We start from the raw sequence: 20,600 nt of genomic DNA, 5'->3' as shown, positions 1-20,600 counted from the left end.
CCAAGGATTTCATCATGGACAACGCCATCCTGCCCCGTAACCGGGCAGCGGACCCTCGCATGCTCGAAAAAAAGGCCGACTGGATTCGTCTGGAAACGATCCGGCTCGTCGAGATCGCCAAAAGCGGCCATTATTCGAGCGTCTTTTCCTGCGCGGAAATGTTCGCAGCGCTCTATTATCACACGTTGCGCCTCAAGCCGGCCGATCCGCGGTGGCCGGATCGCGATCGCTTCCTGCTGGGCAAGGGTCATGCCGCGATCGGCCAATATCCGATCCTTGCCGAACTGGGCTATTTTCCCGAGGACTGGCTCGACACCTATACCCGCCTCGGCTCGCCGCTCGGCGATCATCCCGATATGAACAAGGTTCCGGGCTGCGATTTTTCCTCGGGGTCGATCGGTCACAACCTGTCCGTCGGCGTCGGCATGGCGCTGGCCGCGCGACTGCAGCAGCGCGATTTCCTGACCTGGGTCATGATCGGCGACGGCGAACTGGCGGAGGGTCAGGTCTGGGAGGCCGCGATGGCTGCCGGGCACTATGGCCTGTCGAACCTGATCGGGATCGTCGATGCGAACGGCATGGGGCTCGACGGCAACACGGAAGATGTGATGAACATCGAACCGATCGCGGCGAAGTTCGAGAGCTTCGGCTGGTCGACGAACGAGATCGACGGGCACGACATGCAGGCCGTCCTCGCGGCCTTCGACCGCGCCCAGCAAAGCGACCGGCCGCACATGATCGTCGCCCGCACCAAGAAGGGCAAGGGCGTCGGGTTCATGGAAACCACCCCCTATTGGCATCTCGGATTCCTGGGACCCGCCGACAAGGCGGTGGCGGTCGCCGAAATTCAGGAAAGGCTCGACGCATGACCATCGCCGAACTCGAAAAGCCGCTCGACCCGGCAAGCTGGAATATCCAGACATCGATGCCGAAACTGACGGCGCTGACGATGAGCGCCGAACTCGAAGAACTAGCGGAAAGGCGGCCCGAACTTGTCGTGCTCACGGCCGACCTGGCATCGTCGAACGGCCTCGATTCCTTTCAGCGCCGCTTTCCGGACCGCTTCATCAATACCGGTATCGCCGAACAGAATATGATGTCGATCGCCGCGGGGCTCGCCGCGTCGGGTCATATCGCCTATGTTTCGACCTTTGCCTCCTTCGCCTCGCTTCTGTGCGCCGAGCAGGTCCGGACCGACCTGGCCTACACCCGGCAGAAAGTCCGCATCCTTTCGCACCATGCGGGCATCTCGATGGGCTTTTACGGCACGTCGCACCATGCGGTGGAGGACATCGCCATAACCCGCGCCATGGGACATATGACGGTGGTTTCGGCGTGCGACGGAAACGCGATCCGCGGGTTGATCCGCAGCACGATCGATATCGACGGCCCGGTCTATATCCGCATCGGTCGCGGCGCGGAAAAGCCCGTCTATGACGCGGTGCCCGACTTCACCCACGGCCGCTTCAGGACATTGCGTGACGGACGGGATGCGACGATCATCGCGACGGGGATCGGGGTCAAGGCCGCGCTCGACGCCGCCGACATTCTCGCCGATTCGGCGCCCCGGCTTTCGGTTCGCGTCCTCGACGCCGCCTATATCAAGCCGATCGACGCCGATGCGATCCGCGCTGCAGCGCGGGAGACCGGAGCGATCCTGACCGTCGAGGAACATAATCCGCACGGCGGGCTGGGCGGCGCGGTCGCCGAAATACTGGCCGAAGGCGGCATTGCCGTGCGCTTCGCCCGGCACGCCCTGCCGGACGAATATGCCCTCGTCGCGCCCCCGACCCATCTCTACCGCCATTACGGCCTGACCGGAGATGGCGTCGCGACGGCGCTCCGCACCCTGATCGGTCGGTGAAGGCCATGCGACGTTTCGAGGGCATGGTCGTCGCCATCACCGGCGCGGCATCGGGGATCGGCGAAGCGACGGCGCGTCGCTTCGCCGCCGAAGGCGCGATCCTCGCGCTTTGCGACCTCAGCGAGGATGCGCTCGCGCAGATGGTGACGCGCACCGGTATTGCCGAATCCGCCAGGACCCTGCGCGCGGTGGATGTCTCCGACATCGACGCGATCAGCAGCTTCATCGACGATGCGGCGCAATCGCTCGGCCGCCTCGACGTGCTGGTCAACAATGCGGGTATCGGCTGCTTCGGCCATGTCGACGAGATCACCGCCGAACAGTGGCGCCGGACGATGGCGGTCGACCTCGATGCCGTTTTCTTCGGCAGTCGGGCGGCGCTGCCCTATCTGCGCACCGCAGGGGGCTGCATCGTCAACACGGCTTCCATTTCCGGACTGTTCGCCGACCCGGGGCTCGCCGCCTATAATGTCGCCAAGGCGGGCGTCGTCAACCTGACGCGCAACATGGCGGTCGATCACGCCGGCGAAGGCATAAGGGTCAATTGCATCTGTCCCGGGGGTGTCGGAACCGCCATGCTGAAATCGCACCTTCGCGATGCCGCGATCATGGAGGATTATGAGCGGCTTGTCCCGATGGGCCGTGTCGGAACCGCCGACGAAATGGCGGCCGGCATAGCCTTTCTGGCATCGAGCGACGCCTCCTACATCACCGGAACGACGCTGACGATCGATGGCGGCGTGACGGCGCAAACGGGACAACCCAATTTCGATCGTCTCTACAGGCAGCGCGGATGGGACAAGAAGATACTGCGCGGCTGAACGAGCTCGCGGCCGGCCTGGTCCTTCCCGAGGGACTGCGCTGGCATGATGACCGGCTGTGGTTTTCCGACATCGAAGCCAAGCGCGTGTGTTCGGTCGATCTCGAAGGAAAAATGAGAATCGAGCTGGAGCTCGACGACAATCCATCGGGGCTGGGCTGGCTGCCCGACAAAACCTTGCTCGTCGTGTCGATGCGACGGCAGCAAATCCTGGCCGTCGTCAAGGGACGGCCCGTTTTGCATGCCGACCTGACCGGGCTGGCCCTCGCGCATGCCAACGACATGATCGTCGACGCCCAGGGCCGCGCCTATGTGGGCTCGATGGGGTACGACATATGGGCGGGCGAACGCTTCAGGCCCGGCAATATCTGTGCCGTCCGGCCCGACGGATCCGCCTCTGTGGCGGCGGACGGCCTGGCTTTCCCGAACGGCATGGCGATCCACCGCGACCGATCGCTGATTGTCGCAGAGAGCGGCGCGGGGAAGCTGACTTCATTCGACATCGCTGCCGACGGCGGCCTTCGGTCGAGGCGAACCTGGGCAGCGATGGACGGCGAGACGCCGGACGGGATCGCGCTCGAGGAAACGGGAGCGGTCTGGGTCGCTGGAGCCTCTTCGGGAAGCGCCATCCGTTGCATCCGGAACCGTGGTGCCATTCAGCGGATTTCCTTGCCGGCCGGATGCACCGCCTATTCCGTCGCCATTGGCGGCCCAAAGAAGACCATAGTTTTTATCGGCTGTTCTTCGCCATTCTCTTCTCCTGCATCGTCCCGAATGACGACGCGTCCGGGAACGATAAAATGGATCGATCTGACTATCGGATCAGAATGAGGCCGCCTCTCGGAACCCTCGCTCCAAATGCCGCCGGCTGAAAAACCAGCTCAAGGGGCGTGACGGCTTCTTATCGGCTGGAAGACCGAAGCCTGGTTTCAGGCACCGATGGATCAGGAACCGGAGCAAGCATCGCTCACGCATAAGTTCACCCATGCGCGTTTCCCTTTGCGCCGGAAAAAGCTATCCTTCATCCGGAACGACAAGGGGGCGACATGGGACAGAGCCGCGCGCGCGAGACGATGCGGACGACCGCGCAGATCATCCGCGCCTATCGCGGCCCGGCGCTGTTCAGCTTCGGCTTCCGCCCCTTTTTCCTGCTCGCCGGGGTCTTTGCCGCGGTTGCGGTGCCCCTGTGGGTTGCCGTGCTGTCGGGAAGCGGTCCGCTGGCGGGCGCGGTCACACGCGACTGGCACGTCCACGAGATGCTGTTCGGCTATACCGCCGCGGTCATCGCCGGCTACATGATCATCGCCGGGCCGAACTGGACCGGGCGCTATCCAGTCGCGGGGGCGCCAGTCGCGGCGCTCGCCGCGTTGTGGCTCGCCGGGCGCGCGGCGATGCTGCTGGCGGAGCCCGGGAACGGCGTGGCGATGGCGATCGACGCCGCCTTCCTGCCGGTCTTCGCGGCGGCGCTGTGGCGCGAGCAGATCGCCGCGCGTAACGGCAAGGGCCTTGTACCGTGCCTCGTCGTGAGCGCGCTCGCGCTTGCCAACATCGCCTTCCACCTCCGCTTCGCATGGCCCGCGGCAGGGCCGGTGGCGGAGCGGCTGGCGCTGGGCATGATCGCGCTGCTGATCGCCGTGATGGGTGGGCGGCTGGTACCCAGCTTCACGCGCAACTGGCTGGCCCAGCGCAAGGCGCAGCGCGAACCCGCGCCGCACGGCCGCCTCGACCGGGCAGCGACATGGCTGACCGCAGGCGCCCTGCTGGCATGGCTGGCGCTTCCCGACGCGCCGGCGACGGGGCTGCTGCTCGCGGCCGCCGGCATCGGCACGGGGCTGCGCCTCGCGCGGTGGCGCGGCTGGGAAACGTGGCGCGAGCCGCTGGTCTGGGGCCTCCATCTCGCCTATCTGTGGCTGGCGATCGGCTTCGTCCTGCTGGGCGCCGCGATCGGCTTTCCGCAGCATGTTCCCGCGACCAGCGCGATCCACGCGCTGACCGCCGGCGCGATCGGCGCGATGACGCTGGCGATGATGGCGCGCACCACGCTCAGCCACACCGGGCGCGCCCGCAGCGGCGGCGCCGCGGCGGCGGCCGCGCTGCTGCTCGTCCACGCGGCCGCGCTGGTACGCGTCGCCGCGCCCCTTGCGGCCGACCTGTACGCCGATCTGCTAATGCTCTCTGCGCTGCTGTGGAGCGGCGCCTTCGGCCTCTTCACCTGGGTCTATGGCCCGATGCTGATGATGCGCCGGGCCGGTTGACGCGAGCGGCCGACTGTCCCTAACCGGGGGCCGGCTTTCGAGGGATTGCGAGAAGACTATTGGACACGGATCGACGATGGATCCTGCTGACGCGGGTGGTCGTGGTTTTGCACAGGCTGCTGGAGCGCTTTGCCCAGGGGGCGGAGCTGACCATCGCCCAATATCGCTTCCTGCTGACGCTGAAGCGCGAGCCGCGCCGCGCCAGCGTCCTCGCCTCCATGTCCGGCATCGGCCGCCCCGCCGCCTCCGCGCTGGTCACCGGGCTCGCGAAGCGCGGCATGATCGAACGCTATACCGACCCCGACGACGGCCGCGCGGAAATGCTGCGCCTCACCGATGCCGGGCTGGCGGAATACGCCGCCTTCGAGCGCGCCCTCGCCCGCGACCTTTCCGCCTATCTGGCGATCGACGAACCCGAAGGCCTGCTCGACCGGATCGAGGAGCTCGCCCATGTCATCGACCGCAACCGGACGCCCACCCCGCGGGATTGACAGTCCTGCTTCGCAAAGTTAGTTCGTTTGACGAACCAATTACAAGGGTGGAAAGAGCGATGACCTCACAGCTTTGCGACATGCTCGGCATCGAGTTTCCGCTGCTGGCGTTCAGCCATTGCCGCGACGTCGTCGCGGCGGTGAGCCGCGCGGGCGGCTTCGGCGTCTTCGGCGCGACCGCGCATACCCCCGAAACGGTGCGCGAAGAGCTCAAGTGGATCGACGATCATGTCGACGGCAAGCCTTATGGTATCGACGTGCTGGTGCCGGAAAATATGGCGACGCGGGGCGAAGGCAGCGTGACCGCCGCCGCGCTCGAGGCGCGGATTCCCGAAGCGCATCGCCACTTTGCCGAACGTCTGCTCGCCGATGCCGACGTGCCGCCGCCCGCCGAGCCGGTCAGCCGCAACCGCGCCCAGCCCTTCGATCCCGAAACGGCGCTGCGGACGCTGGAGGCCGCCTTCGAGCATCCGATCCGGCTGATCGCCAACGCGCTCGGCGTGCCGCCGCCGGAGATGATCGCGATGGGCAAGCAACACGGCGTTCCCGTGGCGGCACTGGTCGGCGCCCGCGAACATGCGATCCGGCAGGTCGAGGCCGGCGTCGACATCATCGTCGCGCAGGGGACCGAGGCCGGGGGCCATTGCGGCGAGGTCAGCACGCTCGTCCTGGTGCCTGAGGTCATCAAGGCGATCCGGCCGATCCGCGAGGTGCCGGTGCTCGCCGCGGGGGGCATCATGACGGGGCAGCAGATGGCCGCCTGCATGGCGATGGGCGCGGCGGGCGCCTGGACCGGGTCGGTGTGGCTCGCGACGCCCGAGAGCGAGACCTCTCCGGTGTTCCGCGAGAAGATGATCGCCGCCAGCAGCCGCGACGCGGTGCGCGTGCGCAGCCGCACGGGCAAGCCCGCGCGCCAGCTGAAGTCGACGTGGACCGAGAATTGGGAGAAGAGCCCGGACAGCCCCGGCGCGCTGCCGATGCCGCTGATGAGCCTGATCAGCGAAAAGTCGCTGCGCGCCGCCGACCGCGCGGCCGAGGCAGGCAACGACAAGGCGCGCGACATGGTGACCTATTTCGTCGGACAGGGCGTCGGGCTCGTCGACTCGGTGCGCGGCGCGGGCGCGGTGGTGCAGGATTTCAAGGAAGAATATCTCGAAGCCGTCGAGCGGATGAACAGCCTGCTCGCCGATTAGGATCAGTACATCCACAGGGGAGAGCGCGGTGTTCAATTTCGGCGACATGCTCGACATCGTCGAGCGCAACCTGCCCCCCGACGCGCCGCTGTGCCTGCACGGCGACCGGCGGATCGACTGGGGCGAAGCCGGCCGCCTCTCCAACAATCTGGCGCGCAGCCTGCGCGAGGGCGGGCTGAAGGCCGGCGATTCGCTTGCCATCTACCTGCGGAACGGGCCCGAATATATCCTCAGCCTGGCCGCCGCCTTCAAGGCGCGGCTGGCGCCGGTCAACGTCAATTATCGCTATACCGACGCCGAGCTGCGCTACCTGCTGAACGACAGCGACGCGCGCGCGGTCGTCTATGCCGCCGAATTCCGCGATCATGTCGAGGCGATCCGCGCCGACCTGCCGCTGGTGACGCGCTGGATCGAGGTGACGGACGGCGCCGCCTCGCCCGGCTTTGCAGAGGATTTCGCGGCCGTGAGCGTGGCAGGCGACGGCGCCCCGCTGGCGATCGAGCGGTCGCCGAACGACATATTCTTCATCTATACCGGCGGCACCACGGGCATGCCGAAGGGCGTGATGTGGGAACATGGCGAAATGCGCGAGATACTGGTGCGCCCGGCACGCACGCTGGGCGAGCCCGTACCCGACACGCTCGAAGAGCTTGCGGCCTCGATCCGCGCACAAGGACCGGGACCGCGCCTGCTCCCCGCCTGCCCGCTGATGCACGGCACGGGATTGCTGCCATCGATCGGGGTGATGCTTTCGGGCGGCAGCATCGTCACGCTGACACAGCGCCGCTTTGACGCGGGCGAGATGATCGCAGCCGTCGAAACGCACCGCCCGCAGGCGCTGGTGATCGTCGGCGACAGTTTCGGCCGGCCGCTGCTCGCCGAACTGGACAAGCGAACCGCGCCCGCCGATCTTTCGAGCGTCCTGTCCGTCACCTCGTCGGGTGTGATGTGGAGCATGGAAATCAAGCGCGGACTGCTGCGCCACATGCCCGACGCCGTGCTGAACGACGCGCTGTCTTCTTCGGAAGCGCTGGGGCTGGGCGCGTCGGTGATGACGCGCGACTGCGAGGTGAAAACCGCGAGCTTCACGCTCGGCGAGCGCTGCCGCGTCTTTGACGAAGCCGACCGCCCCGTTCTCGCGGGCTCGGGGGGCGTCGGGCGGCTCGCACTCGGCCCGCCCAACCCGCTCGGCTATTACAAGGACGCAGAGAAATCGGCCGCGACCTTCCGCGTCATCGACGGCGTGCGCTATTGCATCCCCGGCGACTGGGTGCGCGTCGAGGCGGACGGATCGCTGACCTTCCTGGGCCGCGGCAGCGGCTGCATCAACACCGGCGGCGAGAAGGTCTTTGCCGAAGAGGTCGAGGAGGCGCTGAAACGGCACGACAGCGTCAGCGACGCGCTGGTCGTCGGCGTGCCCGATCCGACATGGGGACAAGCGATCGTCGGCGTCGTGACGTTGCACGCCGATGCCGCGTTCGACGCCGAAGCGCTGCGCGATCATGTCCGCGCGCAGCTTGCCGGATACAAGGTGCCGAAACGGCTGCTGGTCGCCGACCGGCCGCTGCGCGCGGCCAACGGCAAGGCCGACTACGGCGCCGCCCGCGCCATCGCAGAAGGAGCGACCGCCCGATGACCGACGCGACGATGAACCAGGAGGAACGGACCGCGCTGCGCGACACGGTGCGCCGCCTGTTCGCCGACCAATGCGCCGAAAGCGACGTGCGCCGCATCATGGAGAGCGACAGCGGCCACGATCCCGCGCTGTGGCGCAGCCTGGCCGAGCTTGGGATTGCGGGGCTGCTGGTCGCGGCCGGTGCGGGCGGATCGCAGCTTTCCGCCGTCGAACTGGAACTGGTGATGGAGGAAGCGGGCGCGGCGCTCGCGCCCGTGCCGCTGATCTCGACCGCCATGGCATCGGTGCTGCTCGACGGCGAACTGGCCGAAGCGCTGGCGGCGGGGCGGACGATCGCGGCGGTCGCGCTGCTCGGCGCGCTCGACTGGACGGGCGGCAGCAATGTGCGGATCGAGGGCGGCCGGGCACAAGGTACGGCGCGCTTCGTTCCCGATGCCGGGATCGCCGATATCTTCCTCCTCGCCAGCGACGAGGGCGTCCATCTCGTCGAGCGGGCGAGCGCCGAGATCACGCCGCTGCCCACCTTCGACCGCACCCGCCGCATGGCCGATGTCCGCTTCGACGGCGCCGCGACGCGCATCGGCGACGGTGCCGCGGCCAGGCGCGCGCGCGACATCGGGCTGGTCGCGCTGGCGGGCGAACAGACCGGCGGCGCGCGGCGCATTTTCGACATCACCGTCGACTATGCCCGCGAGCGCCACCAGTTCGGCCGCGCGATCGGCAGCTTTCAGGCGATCAAGCATATGGCGGCCGACCTGCTGCTTGAGGCCGAAAGCGCGACGAGCGCGGCGCGCGACGCGGCGCGGCAAGTGGCGGAGAGCGCGGCGGGCAAGGATGCGGCGGTCGCGCTCGCCGCCTTCGCCTGCGCCGACGCCTTCCTGCGCTGTGCGAAGGACGGCATCCAGATGCACGGCGGCATCGCCTTCACCTGGGACCATCCCGCGCACCTCTATCTGCGCCGCGCGCGGTCGGACGTGCAGCTTTTCGGTGACAGCCGCGTCTGGCGCGACCGCTATGTCGCGGCGCTGGACGCGATGCAGAAGGAGATGGCGGCATGACCGACGCGGACTTGCAGGCCGAGGTCGAGGCATGGCTCACCGCCAACTGGCGCGGCGCGCCGCCGCGCGAGGAAAGTTTCGGGCGCGACCCGCGCGCCGAATGGCTGGCGCAGGTCCGCGACGCGGGCTGGGCCGTCCCGCGCTGGCCGCGCGACTGGTACGGCCGCGAACTGTCGGCCGAGCAGGCGAAGATCGTCGAGCGCGCCTTCGCCGCGGCCGGGGCCCCCGGCGCCGGACAGGACCGCAGCAACCTGTGGGCCAACACCGCGCTCGCCCACGCGACCGACAGCTTCAAGCGCGTGATCGTGCCGCAGCTGCTGGCGGGCGAAGTCGGCATGTGCCTGCTCTATTCGGAACCGGGCGCAGGCAGCGACCTCGCCGCGATCCGCACGCGCGCCGAGAAGGTCGAGGGCGGCTGGCGCGTGACGGGGCAGAAAATCTGGACATCGGGCGCGGTGATCGCCGATTACGGCATGCTGATCGCCCGCACCGACTGGGACGTGCCCAAGCATCGCGGCATCAGCTTCTTCTTCCTGCCGATGCGACAGGAAGGCGTCGAGGTGCGGCCGCTGCGCCAGATCACCGACGAATCGCATTTCAACGAGGTGTTCATCACCGACGCCTTCGTCCCCGACGAAAATCTGCTGGGGCCGCTGAACGGCGGCTGGGGCGTGCTCCAGACCGCGCTCGCCTATGAACGGTCGGTGATGGGCGACATGGCGCGCGGCGCGCGGTCGGGCGCCGCCGGGGCGAAGGGCGATCATGCCATGCTCGAACTGGCGCGCGAGGCCGGGAAGCTGGACGATCCGGCGGTGCGGCAGGACGTCGCGCAGGTGATCGCGTGGCGCGCGCTCAACAAGCTCAACACCCAGCGCGCGAAGGCGGAACTGGCGCAGGGCACGTCGTCGTCGATCATGTCGCTCGGCAAGCTCGCGATGAGCCGCATCCTGCACGAGGAAGGCCGCCTGCGCACCGAATTGCTCGGTCCCGAAAGCCTGCTCGAAGGCCCCGATCACCCGCGCGCCGAGGACGCGAATTTCCTGTCGCTCAACGCCTATTTCACCTCGATCGGCGGCGGCACCGACCAGATCCAGCGCAACATCATCGGCGAGCGCGTGCTGGGACTGCCGAAGGAACCCGAGATCGACCGCACCATCCCGTTTCGCGAGGTGCGGGCAGGTTAAGACCCGTTCGTCACGCCGGGCGGCACGGGGCGACGAGGCAAGCAAAATCACGCGCTGCTTTTTCGAGCGGCATCGCCATCCGGGGCGGACGTCTCTTGACATCGGGCGCGGCGGCGCATCCAGAGGATGCGGGACCCTGTTCAGCAAAAGGATTTTTCATGCGACATATCGCCTTTCTGCCCCTGGCGGCGCTGATGCTTTCTGCCGGCGCGGCCATGGCGGCGCCCGCCCCGAAGCCCGAGGCGGTTCTGAAGAACAAGGCCTATGACGCCGCGGTCCGGATTCTCGACCGCGACCACGACCGCATGGTCGCGGAGATCATCGCGCTGACCGAAATTCCGGCGCCGCCCTTCAAGGAAGCGGCGCGCGCGGCCGCCTATCGCGAGATGCTGCGGGATGCGGGACTGACCGACATCGAAACCGACGAAGAAGGCAATGTCATGGGCGTCTATCGCGGCACCGGCCCGGCGGGCGGGCCCGTGGTGATGATTGCGGCGCATCTCGACACGGTGTTTCCGGAAGGTACGCCGATCAAGGTGCGCCGCGAAGGCACGCGCCTCCACGCCCCCGGCATCGGCGACGACACGCGCAGCCTGGCGGTGCTGCTCGCCTATGCGCGCGCGATGAAGGAAAGCGGCATCAAGGTGCGCCGCGACATCGTCTTCGTCGGCAATGTCGGAGAGGAAGGGCCGGGCGACCTGCGCGGCGTCCGCTACATGATGGCGAAGGGCAAGTACAAGGACCGGATCGAATCCTTCTTCTCGATGGACGGGACCGATCCGTCGCGTTTCGTGAACGGCGGCGTCGGATCGAAACGCTATCGCATCACCTACAAGGGGCCGGGCGGGCACAGCTTCGGCGCCTTCGGCCTCGTCAACCCGATGGTGGCGATGAGCCAGACCGTCCTCGATCTCTATCGGATTCCGGTGCCCGCGACGCCCAAGACCACCTATTCCGCCAGCGTCACCGGCGGCGGCACTTCGGTGAATTCGATCCCGAACGAGGTCTATATGGACTTCGACATGCGGTCGGAAAGCCCGGAAGAGCTCGCCAAGGTGGAGAAAGCCTTCCTCGCGATCGTCGACAAGAGCGTCGAGGGCGAAAATGCCGCGCGCTCGACCCGCGAAGGCCCGATCACCACCGACATCAAGCTGATCGGCGACCGGCCGGCCGGACAGACGCCGCTGACCGCGCCGATCGCGCGCACCGCGGAGGCGATCATCCGCGCGAAAGGGTTGACCCCGCGCGCCAGCTTTTCATCGACCGATTCCAACATCCCGATGAGCCTGGGCATCCCGGCGATCACCATCGGGTCGGGCGGCGAAGCCGGACGCGGGCACTCGCTCGACGAGTGGATCGACGTCGAAAAGACCAAGAGCCTCGACGGGGCCAGCGTCGGCCTGGGCATCCTGCTCGCGACGGCGGGGCTGCAATAAGCGGCGGCGACGGACCGGCGTTGCCATAACCGTCATTGCGAGCGAAGCGAAGCAATCCAGAGTGGCGTAAACCGCCCTGGATTGCTTCGCTTCGCTCGCAATGACGATATCAGGTTAAGTCAAAGCAGCCCCGCCCGCAGCGTCAGGCGGAGACCGGAAAGGTCGGCCAGAAGCCGCTGATCGTCTCGCCGTCGAACAGCGCGATATCGCCGAATTGCAGGAACACCGCCTCGCTCTGGTTCGGGCGGAAGAAGACATGGTCGTCGGGCTTCAGCGCCACCCGCGTCGACCCGGTCAGCATCTCCTGATTGCTCGACCGGCCGTAGAGGTCGCTGAACTGCAGTCCCGGCGGCGACACCGGCGTCGCGAGCCAGTGGCCGCCATAGATGAAGAAGGCTCGCGCGGCGTTGGGGTCCATGAAGGTCAGCGGGCCGGTGAGCCACTCGTTGCCCGGCAGTTCCATGCGGCCCGCCTTGATCACGGGCGTCGCGATGAAGCTGGCGGGAACATGCCGCGCAAGCGACGCGAGGTCGAAATCGACCGGCTTGACGAACGCCGACCCCACCGACACCTCGTTGGCGACGGTGCCCTGCGCGTGGCGCGCATAGGTCGGGCTGCCCGCGCCGTTGAGCGTCAGCGTCGCCGGATCGACGCCCAGCTTCTCGCGCAGCACGCCGATCGCGGTGCGATAGAGCTTTTGCGAGGCGGCGTAGGCCGCGTCGGGATCGCTCATCTTCGGTACATGCGCGTCATAGCCCATCAGGCCGTCGACCGCGACGTGCGGGAAGGTGCGCGCCAGTTCGACCGCCTCGGCTAGCGTCCGGCCGTCGGCGAAGCCGCCGCGATGCAGGCCGACGTCGATTTCCATATTGGCGCGCAGCTTCGCTCCGCGCGCCGCCGCGATCTCCGCATATTGCCGCAGCCGCGCGGGCGTATCGATCAGCCACTGGACGCGGCCCGCCGCTTCCGCGCCGGCCCGGTCGACGAATTCGGCATATTCCATCGCGGGCAGCGGCTTGCCGAGCAGCAGGTCGGCATCGGCGCGCCCCGCCATGCTGTCGAGCATCGCGCCGTTGAAGACCATGAAGCGGTTGGTCGCGAGGCCGCGCGCGACATGGTCGATCAGGCCGGTCGCGGGGAGCGACTTGACGACGACGCGCAGCGGCAGCGCGGCGGGTTTCAGCGTCGCGCGCGCCGCGGCGATGTTGCGGTCGAGCCGCTGCTGGTCGACGACCAGCACCGGATGCGCGATCCCCGCCTTGCGCAGCGCCGCCGACAGCGCGAGGAAATAGCGGTCGTGCGCGCCGCCATGGTCGCCCTTGCGCGACGCCAGCACCGCCGCGCCGCCAAGCACCACCGCGCCGCCGCCGACCATCGCCGCCCGGCGCGTCCAGCGCCTCGTCCGTCCAGCCTCAGCCATCGAGGAAGATTCCCTTCAGATAGTCGTTGAGCATCCGCCCCTCGGGGTCGAGCGCGCGGCGCACCTCGCCCGCTTCCTTCCAGCACGGATAGAGCAGCGCAAGGTCGCGCGCCTTCAGGCTGTGCAGCTTGCCCCAGTGCGGGCGGCCGCCGTGGCGGCGGAAGATCGGCTCGACGATGCTGAAGAAGAAATCATGCTCCTCGCGATAATAGGCGTGGACCGCGATCGACCCGCTCTCGCGGCCGTAGAAGGGAGAGAGCCACGCGTCGTCGGCGGCGATCACGCGCACCTCGATCGGGAAGAAGACGTCCTTGCGGTGTGTCTCTATCGCGCTCAGCACCTCGCGCAGCGCCGGGACCTGCGCCTCGATCGGCAGGTGATATTCGATCTCGTTGAACCGCACCGGCCGTTCGTTGGAGAGCAGTTTCCACCCCTCGTCGACGACCTCCTCGGGCGGGATCTTCGCCAGTTCCTCGGCGGCCAGCTTGCGGCGCAGCGACGGGGCGAACTCGAACCAGTCGCGAAGCTGCTTCAGCCCCATCAGCGTTTCGGTGTCGGCGTCGGGACCGCGCGGCTTGACCGGCCTGTCGGTGACGTCGTTGGAGATCACCACCGAATGGCCGGTGAAGGGCAGGACATAGAATTCGACGTTGCGGTGCCGCTGGCGCAGCGCCGGCCAATCCTCCAGCACCTCTTCGGTAGGACGCACTTCGGTGCGCTTGAGGATGCGGTTGAGCGGCTGGTTCTGGAGCGTGACCTGCGTCACGACGCCGAAGGCGCCGAGGCCGACGCGCGCGGCGTTGAACACCTCCGGGCGGTTGGCGGCATCGCAGTCGATGACCTCGCCCGTCGGGGTCGCGATCCGCATCGCGACGACCGATCCATGCATCGCCTGGATGCCGCGCCCGGTGCCGTGCGTTCCGGTGCCGATCGCCCCCGCGATCGACTGCTTGTTGATGTCGGGCAGGTTGACCATCTCCTGCCCCACCGCCGCGAGCGCGGGGCCCAGGTCGGCGAGCCGGGTGCCGCCGCGCACCGTCGCGCGATTGGTCGCGGCATCATGGCCGACCAGCCCCGCCATGCCGTCGAGGGTCAGCAGCGTGCCGTCGGTCGGCACCAGCGCGGTGAAGCTGTGCCCCGACCCGACCGGGCGCACCGGCGCGGGCGCGCGGGTCAGGATGGAAAGCAGTTCCTCCTCGCTTTTCGGCGCGCCGCGCTTTTCGGGATAGCTGTGCGCGATCCCCGACCAGTTGCTCCATAGCAGGCGGCCTTCGGCGTCCTGTGCCGCGAGCGATGCCGGCTCGCGGTCGCGCAGCCAGTTGCGTCCGGCCAGACCGCCGACGCCGACCGCGCCCGCTCCGATGACGCCGCCGCCGACCAGCAGCGCGCGCCGCGTTACCTTGCCCATCAATCCCTCCCCGCCATGAACCGAATGAGCGCCGTATAGTCGTCGGGCGAGCAGGCGAAGCATTGCCCGCCCGCCGGCATGCCGTTCAGCCCGCGGATCGTGCTTTCCAGCAACGCCGCCTCGCCCTTCGCCCAGCGCGCGTCCCACTGCGTGCGGTCGCCGGTCAGCGGCGCGCCGGTGTCCGGAACCGTGTGGCACGACTTGCACGCCTGCTCGTAAAGCCCGGCGAGGCGCACGCCGGCGGGCTTCAGCGCCGCGCTCTGCTCGGGCGTCAGCGGCTTCGCCGGAGGCGGCTCCGACTGGCAGGCCGCCAGCAGGAGCACCGCCGGGACCAACAGCAGCCTGCGCATCAATATTTGACCCGGAACTCGACGCCGAAGCTCCGGGGCTGCCCCTGGAACTGCTCGACGAACCCGAAATCGGCGAGGTCCACGGCGAAATTGATATATTTCTTCCGCGTCAGGTTCCGCCCGAAAAGCGCCGCTTCCCAGCGCCCGTCCTCGTCCTTGACCGCGATGCGGCCGCCGAGCAGCCAATAGCCCTTCTGCTTCAGCAGCGGATTGTTGTCGGTCGAGAAGAACTGGCTGCTGCGATAGGATACCGACGGCTGAAGCGCGAGCGCGACGGCGTTCGACAGCGGGATCTCGTAATTGGCGACGCCGCTGAAATTGACCTTGGGCGACAGCGCCAGCCGATTGCCCGAATAGTCGGTCCCGGCGCTGACGAAATCCTTGATCTCGGTATCGAGCAGGCCGAGGTTGAGCGTGATGTCGAGCCGGTCGACGGGCCGCGCGATCATCTCGAACTCGGCGCCATAGATGGTCGCATTCGCCGCATTGGCGAGCAGCGAAACTGGGATCGCGCCGGTGTTGATCAGCGTGTAGAGTTGAAGATCCTTGTAATCATAATAGAAGGCCGCGGCGTTGAAGCGCAGGCGCCGGTCGAGCAGCGTCGATTTCAGCCCGATTTCATAGGCGGTGAGCGTTTCCTCGTTGAACGGCTTCGCCTGTTCCTCCGCCTCGACGGGATCGAAGCTCAGATAGCCGCCGTTGAAGCCGCCGCTCTTGAAGCCGGTCGAGATGGTGGCATAGGCCATGACGTCGTCGGTTATGTCATAGTCGAGGCCGACCTTGAACGAGACATTGTCGAAAGACTTGCGATTGTCGAACGCATAGAGCGGCAGGATGCCGCCGGGGACGGGCGCGGTCACGATATTGCCGTCCTCGTCCGAGAAGGTCATGATCTCGTCCTCGAACTGCGCCGCGGCGCGGAAGCGCTTGCGCTCGTAATTGTAGCGGCCGCCGACGGTCGCACGCAGCGACGGCGCCAGCTCGATCTCGGCCTGGCCGAAGATGGCGGCGGCCTCGGTCGTCTGGCGGTTGAGCGTGCGCGAGAAGAGCACCGGCGCGCCGCCGGTCGTCAGGCCTTCCGGATCGGCGCCGCCATCGGGGGTCAGCACGCGCAGGTCGCGGAACAGGTCGCCCGTCTGGTCCTGCTTCAGCACCTCGTGCAGATAATAGCCGCCCGCGACCCAGGTGACGCTGCCGGTCGATCCCGACAGGCGCAGTTCCTGGGTGACGGTCTTCGACCGCACGCCATAAGTGAGGTGGAGCAGCGCGGCGGGGCTGGCGTCCGAATCCTCCTGGTGCAGCTTGTCGTCGAAATCATAGGCGGAGATCGAGGTCAGCGTCACGTCGCCCAGATCCCAGTTGAGCCGTACCGCGGTGCCCCAGCTCTTCGATTTCAGTCGATCGCTGCGGTCGTAATTGCCGTCGTAGAAACCCTCGGGGCTGACATAGCCGAGGAGGTTGCCGCACTGGTTCGCCATGATCGCGTCGGCAGCGCAGGGCGTCGTGAAGCCGGTGTCGGGATCGAGCAGGCCGAGGCTGCGGAATTGCGGCGAGCGCACGTCGACGCGGCCGCCGTGGACGTTGACCAGCGCGTCGAAATTGTCGGTGACGTCGACCGCGAGCTGGCCGCGCAGCGCGAAGCTGCCCTGCCCGTTCTCGCGCCGGCCGGTCAGCAGGTTGTGGATATAGCCGTTCGCATGGGTGCCGGTGCCCGCGATGCGGAAGCGGACGCTGTCCGAGATCGGACCGCCGATCGCGGCCTCGCCGGTGATGGTGTCGAACGAACCATAGGAAAGCGACGCCTGCGCCTGAAAATCGCGGCTCGGCTTCGCCGTGATGAAGTTGATCGCGCCGCCGGTCGCGTTGCGGCCGTACAGCGTGCCCTGCGGCCCCTTGAGCACCTCGACGCGCTCGAGATCGAAAAGCTGGAAGGTCTGCGCGCTCGGCGAGCTGATATAGACTTCGTCCATATAGACGCCGTTCGGGCCCGAATTGTTGCGGTTGGTATCGCTGAGCCCGACGCCGCGAATATAGATGAGCGGCTGGTTGCCCGCGCCGCCCGGAAGCCCGATCTCGAGGTTCGGCACCACTCCGGCGATGTCGGAACTCGACTGGATGCCGAGGTCGGACAGCGCGTCGCCGGCAAAGGCGGTGACCGCAACGGGAACGTCCTGAAGATTCTGCTCGCGCCGCTGCGCGGTGACGACGATGTCGCCGATGCCTTCATCGGCGGGCACCGCGTCCTGCGCTGATGCGATCGCCGGAACGACCAGCGCGCAACCCGTCAGCATCAACAACGCACGACGCCCCGTCTTAACCTGAAAACCCATCGAATTCCTCCCGAGAATGGCAATGTAGTTATCGCTATATTATAGCAATCGCTATAATGGGTCAATATTCACGGTGCGCAGGTCGGCTCGGTTGACTCCTGGGGTGCCGGCCTTGCCGTGCGGACGATTTGGCGCGCGCGGGCGAACGGGTTATGGGTCGGTCAACCCTCGGGTCAGGACCCAGGCCGATGCGGCCGCGCAGGGAGCGATGGAGATACGGGGAGCAATGGCGACACCAGGGCAGGACGCGGCCGGACGGCCCCGCCGATCGACGCGCGAGCGGCTGCTCGACACGGCGGGCGAGTTGCTGGCCGAGGTCGGGATGGATCGCATCTCGACCAATTTGATCTGCGAGCGCGCCGGGCTCACGCCGCCGGCGCTTTATTATTACTTCGCCGACAAGTTCGAGGTGATCGTCGCGCTCGGCGAGCGCCTGATGGATCGCCAGAACGAGGCGCTGGTCCGCTGGCTCGACCGCTACGCGAGCGCGGGCATCCACGCCTATGCCGAGAATAACGAGGAACTGCTCCGCGAGACGGCGGAGATCACCGAGGCCGAACCGGGGGGCGTCTGGATCGAACGTGCGCTGCATTCGAGCCCCCGGCTCGAACATGTCCGCATCGAATCGCACCGCTATGTCACCGACCGACTGACCGATGGTTTCCAGCCATTCCTGCCGGACCGGACCCGCGACGAGGTCTGGCTGCGCATGCGCATGCTCGTCGAGTTCGGCTATGTCGCGACCGAATTGCTCCACGCCGAAAGCGGAATCGCGCGCGACGCCATCCTCGCCGAAACCGCGCGGATGCAGAGGCTCGTCATCCTCGACCTCGTCGACTGATCCCCGCCGGCCTCAGTTGGTCCAATAGACATAATCCTGCCCGTCGCGCCACGGTGCGTCGAGCGGCACGTCGATCCGCACCGGTCCCTCGATCAGTCCCGGCCAGATCGGTTTCGCCATGTCCCTGTTCTGCTGCGCGATCATCGCGGCAAGCTGCGCGACGCGCTGCGGCTCGCGCGCCGACAGGTCGTGCCGTTCGGTCGGGTCGGCGGCCAGATTATAGAGGCGCGCCTTTTCGGGGCGCTTCGTCACCTGCAGCTTCCAGTCGCCCATGCGCACCGCGCGATAGGCGCCCGACCGCCAGTACATCGCCTGCCGCTTCGCCGGCCCGGCCAGGATATCCTCGCTGTCGATGATGCGGTCGGACGGCAGCTTCGCGCCCGCGGCCGCAGCGATGGTCGCGAAGAGGTCGAGATGCCCGGTCATGTCGGCGCGCGTCGATCCCGGCGCGATATGCCCCGGCCAGCGCATGAACAGCGGCGTGCGGATGCCCCCCTCGAAGAAGGTCGCCTTCCACCCGCGATAGGGCGCGTTGAGCCGCGGGATGCCGTTGTACCAGGCGCCGCCATTGTCGCTGGTGAAGATGACGAGCGTGTTGTCGTCGATCCCCTGTTTCTTCAACGCCGCCATCACGTCGCCGATGCGCCGGTCGAGCTGCGCGATCATCGCGCCATAGACGCGCGTCTTGTAGTCCTTGATCTGCGGCAGCTTCGCATAGTCCGCCTTCGTCGCCTGCAACGGCGTGTGCGGCGCGTTGAAGGCGAGATAGAGGAAGAAGGGCCGGTTGCGGTTCGCCGCGATCGCCTTTTCGGCCTCGGCGGCGAAATAATCGGTCATATGCCCGTTGGGATGAAAGCGCTTGCTGCCGTTGAAGGTCACGGCGTGGCGCAGATTGGCCCAGATGAAACGATCGATCGGGTCCCACGGCAGCTTGGCGTTGACCGTGTCGGGGTCGTCGTCGGGCAGGAATTTCGCCCCGCCGGCCAGGATCGCGAGGCTTTCGTCGAAGCCCTGCGCCTGCGGTTGCAGCGCGGGCGATTCGCCCAGATGCCACTTGCCGATATGGATGGTGTGATAGCCCGCCGCCTTCACCGCCTCGGCGATCGTCACCTCACCCGACGGAACGCCCATGTCCGGATAGTCGGGAATATCGTCGGTGATCAGTTCCTTGTGGAATATCGCCTTCAGCGGCCCGACGCCGTCGCCATGCGCGAGGTTTTCCGCGAAAGCGGTGGGAACGGCGGTGAATTCGAAGCCGAACCGCGTCGGATAGCGCCCGGTCATCATCGCGGCGCGCGACGGCGAACAGGTCGCGTTGGCGGCGTAGGCGGTGGTGAAATTCAACCCCTCGCGCGCGATCGCGTCGATGTTCGGCGTCTGGACGATCCCGCCCGCGACCCCGCCGCCGTTGAGGCTGATGTCGTTGAAACCCATGTCGTCGGCGACGATCAGGATGATATTGGGGGGGCGCTCGCCCGCCGGCGGCGCCTCCGGCCCCTGCTGCCACGACACCGCGCGATTGGGCTGCATCGGGTCCCGCCAGTCCTGGATCAGTCCCGGCAGGCGGAACTTGTTCGCCTCGAACGCCCAATAACCCCCCGCTCCCGCCAGCGCGAGCACGCCGAGCGCCACCCATCTCTTTCGCATCCTGCCCTCCCCACTTATCCGAATGTCAGAACCGCGATGTGACCGAAGGCCGCCGCGAGCGCGAGCGCCAGCCCGACGGTGACGCGCGGGCTGGCGTAAAAGCCGATCTGGCGCTGCGTCGGGAAGGAAAAGGTCGATTCGATCCCCAGCGTCTTGTTCGGATGCACGGCGCGGAAGGCGGGGTCGCCCGCCATGCGGACCAGGTCGCGGCGGCTGCGGTAGCGCATCGTACCGACAAGCGACCAGCCGGGGTCGGCGGGCGTATTCCACGCGTCGATATAGCCGCCGACCTTGCGCCCGACGAACAGCGGATGGCCGCCGCGCGCGATCAGGCCGCGCACGAACGGCTGCGAATAGCGACGCAGCCACTCGCTGCCCTCGCGCGCCGTGCCGCTCGCCGGGTCGGTGACGAGTCCGGGCCGGGTTCGCACGAGGTTGACCATCACGAATTCGCGACCATCGTCGGCTTCCAGAAAGGCGCGCAGCCGCCCGGCATCGTTGCCGGTTTCCGCCATGCGCGGCCCCAGCGTCGCGAGGAAAGCCTCGATCTCCTCGCCGCGCAGCGGGCGGCGGATACCGTCGTAGAACAGCAGGAAGGCAAGCCAGAGGAGCAGCGCGCCCGCCCAGATCGCCGCCAGCGCCGTCTCCGGTCCGGTCATCGCCTCTC

At 67.5% G+C, this 20,600-nt stretch carries 18 protein-coding genes; 12 read left to right on the top strand and 6 right to left on the bottom strand.

The genetic code is table 11. The features are described from left to right. The first annotated feature begins 14 nt into the window (after nt 1–14). From SGRAN_RS05950 to SGRAN_RS05900, 11 genes are all read left to right on the top strand, one after another. A complete protein-coding gene (locus tag SGRAN_RS05950) occupies nt 15–869 on the top strand; it encodes a transketolase (protein ID WP_199775056.1) in 855 nt (284 codons plus the stop codon). Continuing rightward, nucleotides 866–1,864: a transketolase family protein gene (locus tag SGRAN_RS05945; RefSeq protein WP_082737107.1), complete on the top strand. Its 999-nt coding sequence runs from the start codon at nt 866–868 to the stop codon at nt 1,862–1,864. The genes SGRAN_RS05950 and SGRAN_RS05945 overlap by 4 nt, the downstream gene beginning before the upstream one ends. A 5-nt stretch (nt 1,865–1,869) precedes the next feature. After that, on the top strand, nt 1,870–2,685 hold the full coding sequence (locus SGRAN_RS05940) for an SDR family NAD(P)-dependent oxidoreductase (RefSeq protein WP_067181582.1): 816 nt from the start codon (nt 1,870–1,872) through the stop codon (nt 2,683–2,685). Beyond that, nucleotides 2,658–3,515, top strand: coding sequence for an SMP-30/gluconolactonase/LRE family protein (locus SGRAN_RS05935; protein ID WP_067181579.1), 858 nt, complete (start codon nt 2,658–2,660; stop codon nt 3,513–3,515). The genes SGRAN_RS05940 and SGRAN_RS05935 overlap by 28 nt, the downstream gene beginning before the upstream one ends. Before the next feature lie 215 nt (nt 3,516–3,730). Next, complete coding sequence (locus SGRAN_RS05930) at nt 3,731–4,939, top strand: NnrS family protein (RefSeq protein WP_210434203.1); 1,209 nt, start codon at nt 3,731–3,733, stop codon at nt 4,937–4,939. Between the two features lie 101 nt (nt 4,940–5,040). Next, nucleotides 5,041–5,430 carry a MarR family winged helix-turn-helix transcriptional regulator gene (locus SGRAN_RS05925; protein WP_210434202.1) on the top strand — a complete coding sequence of 130 codons (390 nt, stop codon included), beginning with the start codon at nt 5,041–5,043 and terminating at the stop codon, nt 5,428–5,430. Nucleotides 5,431–5,489: 59 nt separating this feature from the next. Further along, nucleotides 5,490–6,623 (top strand): nitronate monooxygenase, encoded by a 1,134-nt coding sequence (locus tag SGRAN_RS05920; protein WP_067181573.1) that lies wholly within the window; start codon nt 5,490–5,492, stop codon nt 6,621–6,623. A 28-nt stretch (nt 6,624–6,651) separates the two neighbouring features. Next, the gene (locus tag SGRAN_RS05915; protein WP_237233799.1) at nt 6,652–8,259 is read left to right on the top strand and encodes an AMP-binding protein; all 1,608 of its coding nucleotides are present in this window, start codon (nt 6,652–6,654) and stop codon (nt 8,257–8,259) included. Further along, on the top strand, nt 8,256–9,317 hold the full coding sequence (locus tag SGRAN_RS05910; protein WP_067181570.1) for an acyl-CoA dehydrogenase family protein: 1,062 nt from the start codon (nt 8,256–8,258) through the stop codon (nt 9,315–9,317). Before SGRAN_RS05915 ends, SGRAN_RS05910 begins: the two co-directional genes overlap by 4 nt. Next, nucleotides 9,314–10,501: an acyl-CoA dehydrogenase family protein gene (locus SGRAN_RS05905; RefSeq protein WP_067181568.1), complete on the top strand. Its 1,188-nt coding sequence runs from the start codon at nt 9,314–9,316 to the stop codon at nt 10,499–10,501. The genes SGRAN_RS05910 and SGRAN_RS05905 overlap by 4 nt, the downstream gene beginning before the upstream one ends. Before the next feature lie 158 nt (nt 10,502–10,659). Continuing rightward, nucleotides 10,660–11,937 carry a M20/M25/M40 family metallo-hydrolase gene (locus SGRAN_RS05900; RefSeq protein ID WP_067181566.1) on the top strand — a complete coding sequence of 426 codons (1,278 nt, stop codon included), beginning with the start codon at nt 10,660–10,662 and terminating at the stop codon, nt 11,935–11,937. Between the two features lie 142 nt (nt 11,938–12,079). Here the strand turns inward: SGRAN_RS05900 and SGRAN_RS05895 are convergent, their stop codons facing one another. From SGRAN_RS05895 to SGRAN_RS05880, 4 genes are read right to left on the bottom strand one after another with little or no spacing between them, the layout of a single operon-like run. Next, nucleotides 12,080–13,357: an alanine racemase gene (locus SGRAN_RS05895; protein ID WP_082737105.1), complete on the bottom strand. Its 1,278-nt coding sequence runs from the start codon at nt 13,355–13,357 to the stop codon at nt 12,080–12,082. Further along, nucleotides 13,350–14,765: a D-arabinono-1,4-lactone oxidase gene (locus SGRAN_RS05890; protein WP_067181562.1), complete on the bottom strand. Its 1,416-nt coding sequence runs from the start codon at nt 14,763–14,765 to the stop codon at nt 13,350–13,352. The genes SGRAN_RS05895 and SGRAN_RS05890 overlap by 8 nt, the downstream gene beginning before the upstream one ends. Continuing rightward, nucleotides 14,765–15,115, bottom strand: a complete 351-nt coding sequence (locus SGRAN_RS05885) for a c-type cytochrome (RefSeq protein ID WP_199775053.1) — start codon at nt 15,113–15,115, stop codon at nt 14,765–14,767. The genes SGRAN_RS05890 and SGRAN_RS05885 overlap by 1 nt, the downstream gene beginning before the upstream one ends. Beyond that, a complete protein-coding gene (locus tag SGRAN_RS05880; protein WP_082737104.1) occupies nt 15,115–17,445 on the bottom strand; it encodes a TonB-dependent receptor in 2,331 nt (776 codons plus the stop codon). The genes SGRAN_RS05885 and SGRAN_RS05880 overlap by 1 nt, the downstream gene beginning before the upstream one ends. Before the next feature lie 226 nt (nt 17,446–17,671). On the opposite strand from SGRAN_RS05880, the gene SGRAN_RS05875 reads away from it, so the two are divergent. Beyond that, the gene (locus tag SGRAN_RS05875; RefSeq protein WP_067181553.1) at nt 17,672–18,286 is read left to right on the top strand and encodes a TetR/AcrR family transcriptional regulator; all 615 of its coding nucleotides are present in this window, start codon (nt 17,672–17,674) and stop codon (nt 18,284–18,286) included. A gap of 12 nt (nt 18,287–18,298) precedes the next feature. Here the strand turns inward: SGRAN_RS05875 and SGRAN_RS05870 are convergent, their stop codons facing one another. Both SGRAN_RS05870 and SGRAN_RS05865 read right to left on the bottom strand, forming a co-directional pair. Next, the gene (locus tag SGRAN_RS05870) at nt 18,299–19,933 is read right to left on the bottom strand and encodes a sulfatase-like hydrolase/transferase (protein WP_067181550.1); all 1,635 of its coding nucleotides are present in this window, start codon (nt 19,931–19,933) and stop codon (nt 18,299–18,301) included. A 14-nt stretch (nt 19,934–19,947) separates the two neighbouring features. After that, nucleotides 19,948–20,592, bottom strand: a complete 645-nt coding sequence (locus SGRAN_RS05865) for a hypothetical protein (RefSeq protein ID WP_067181548.1) — start codon at nt 20,590–20,592, stop codon at nt 19,948–19,950. Nucleotides 20,593–20,600: the final 8 nt, after the last annotated feature.

It is taken from the genome of Sphingopyxis granuli, from assembly GCF_001559015.1.
Lineage (GTDB): Bacteria > Pseudomonadota > Alphaproteobacteria > Sphingomonadales > Sphingomonadaceae > Sphingopyxis > Sphingopyxis granuli.
The sequence above is the reverse complement of the archived record's forward strand: the minus strand, read 5'-3'. Positions and strand labels throughout refer to the sequence as shown.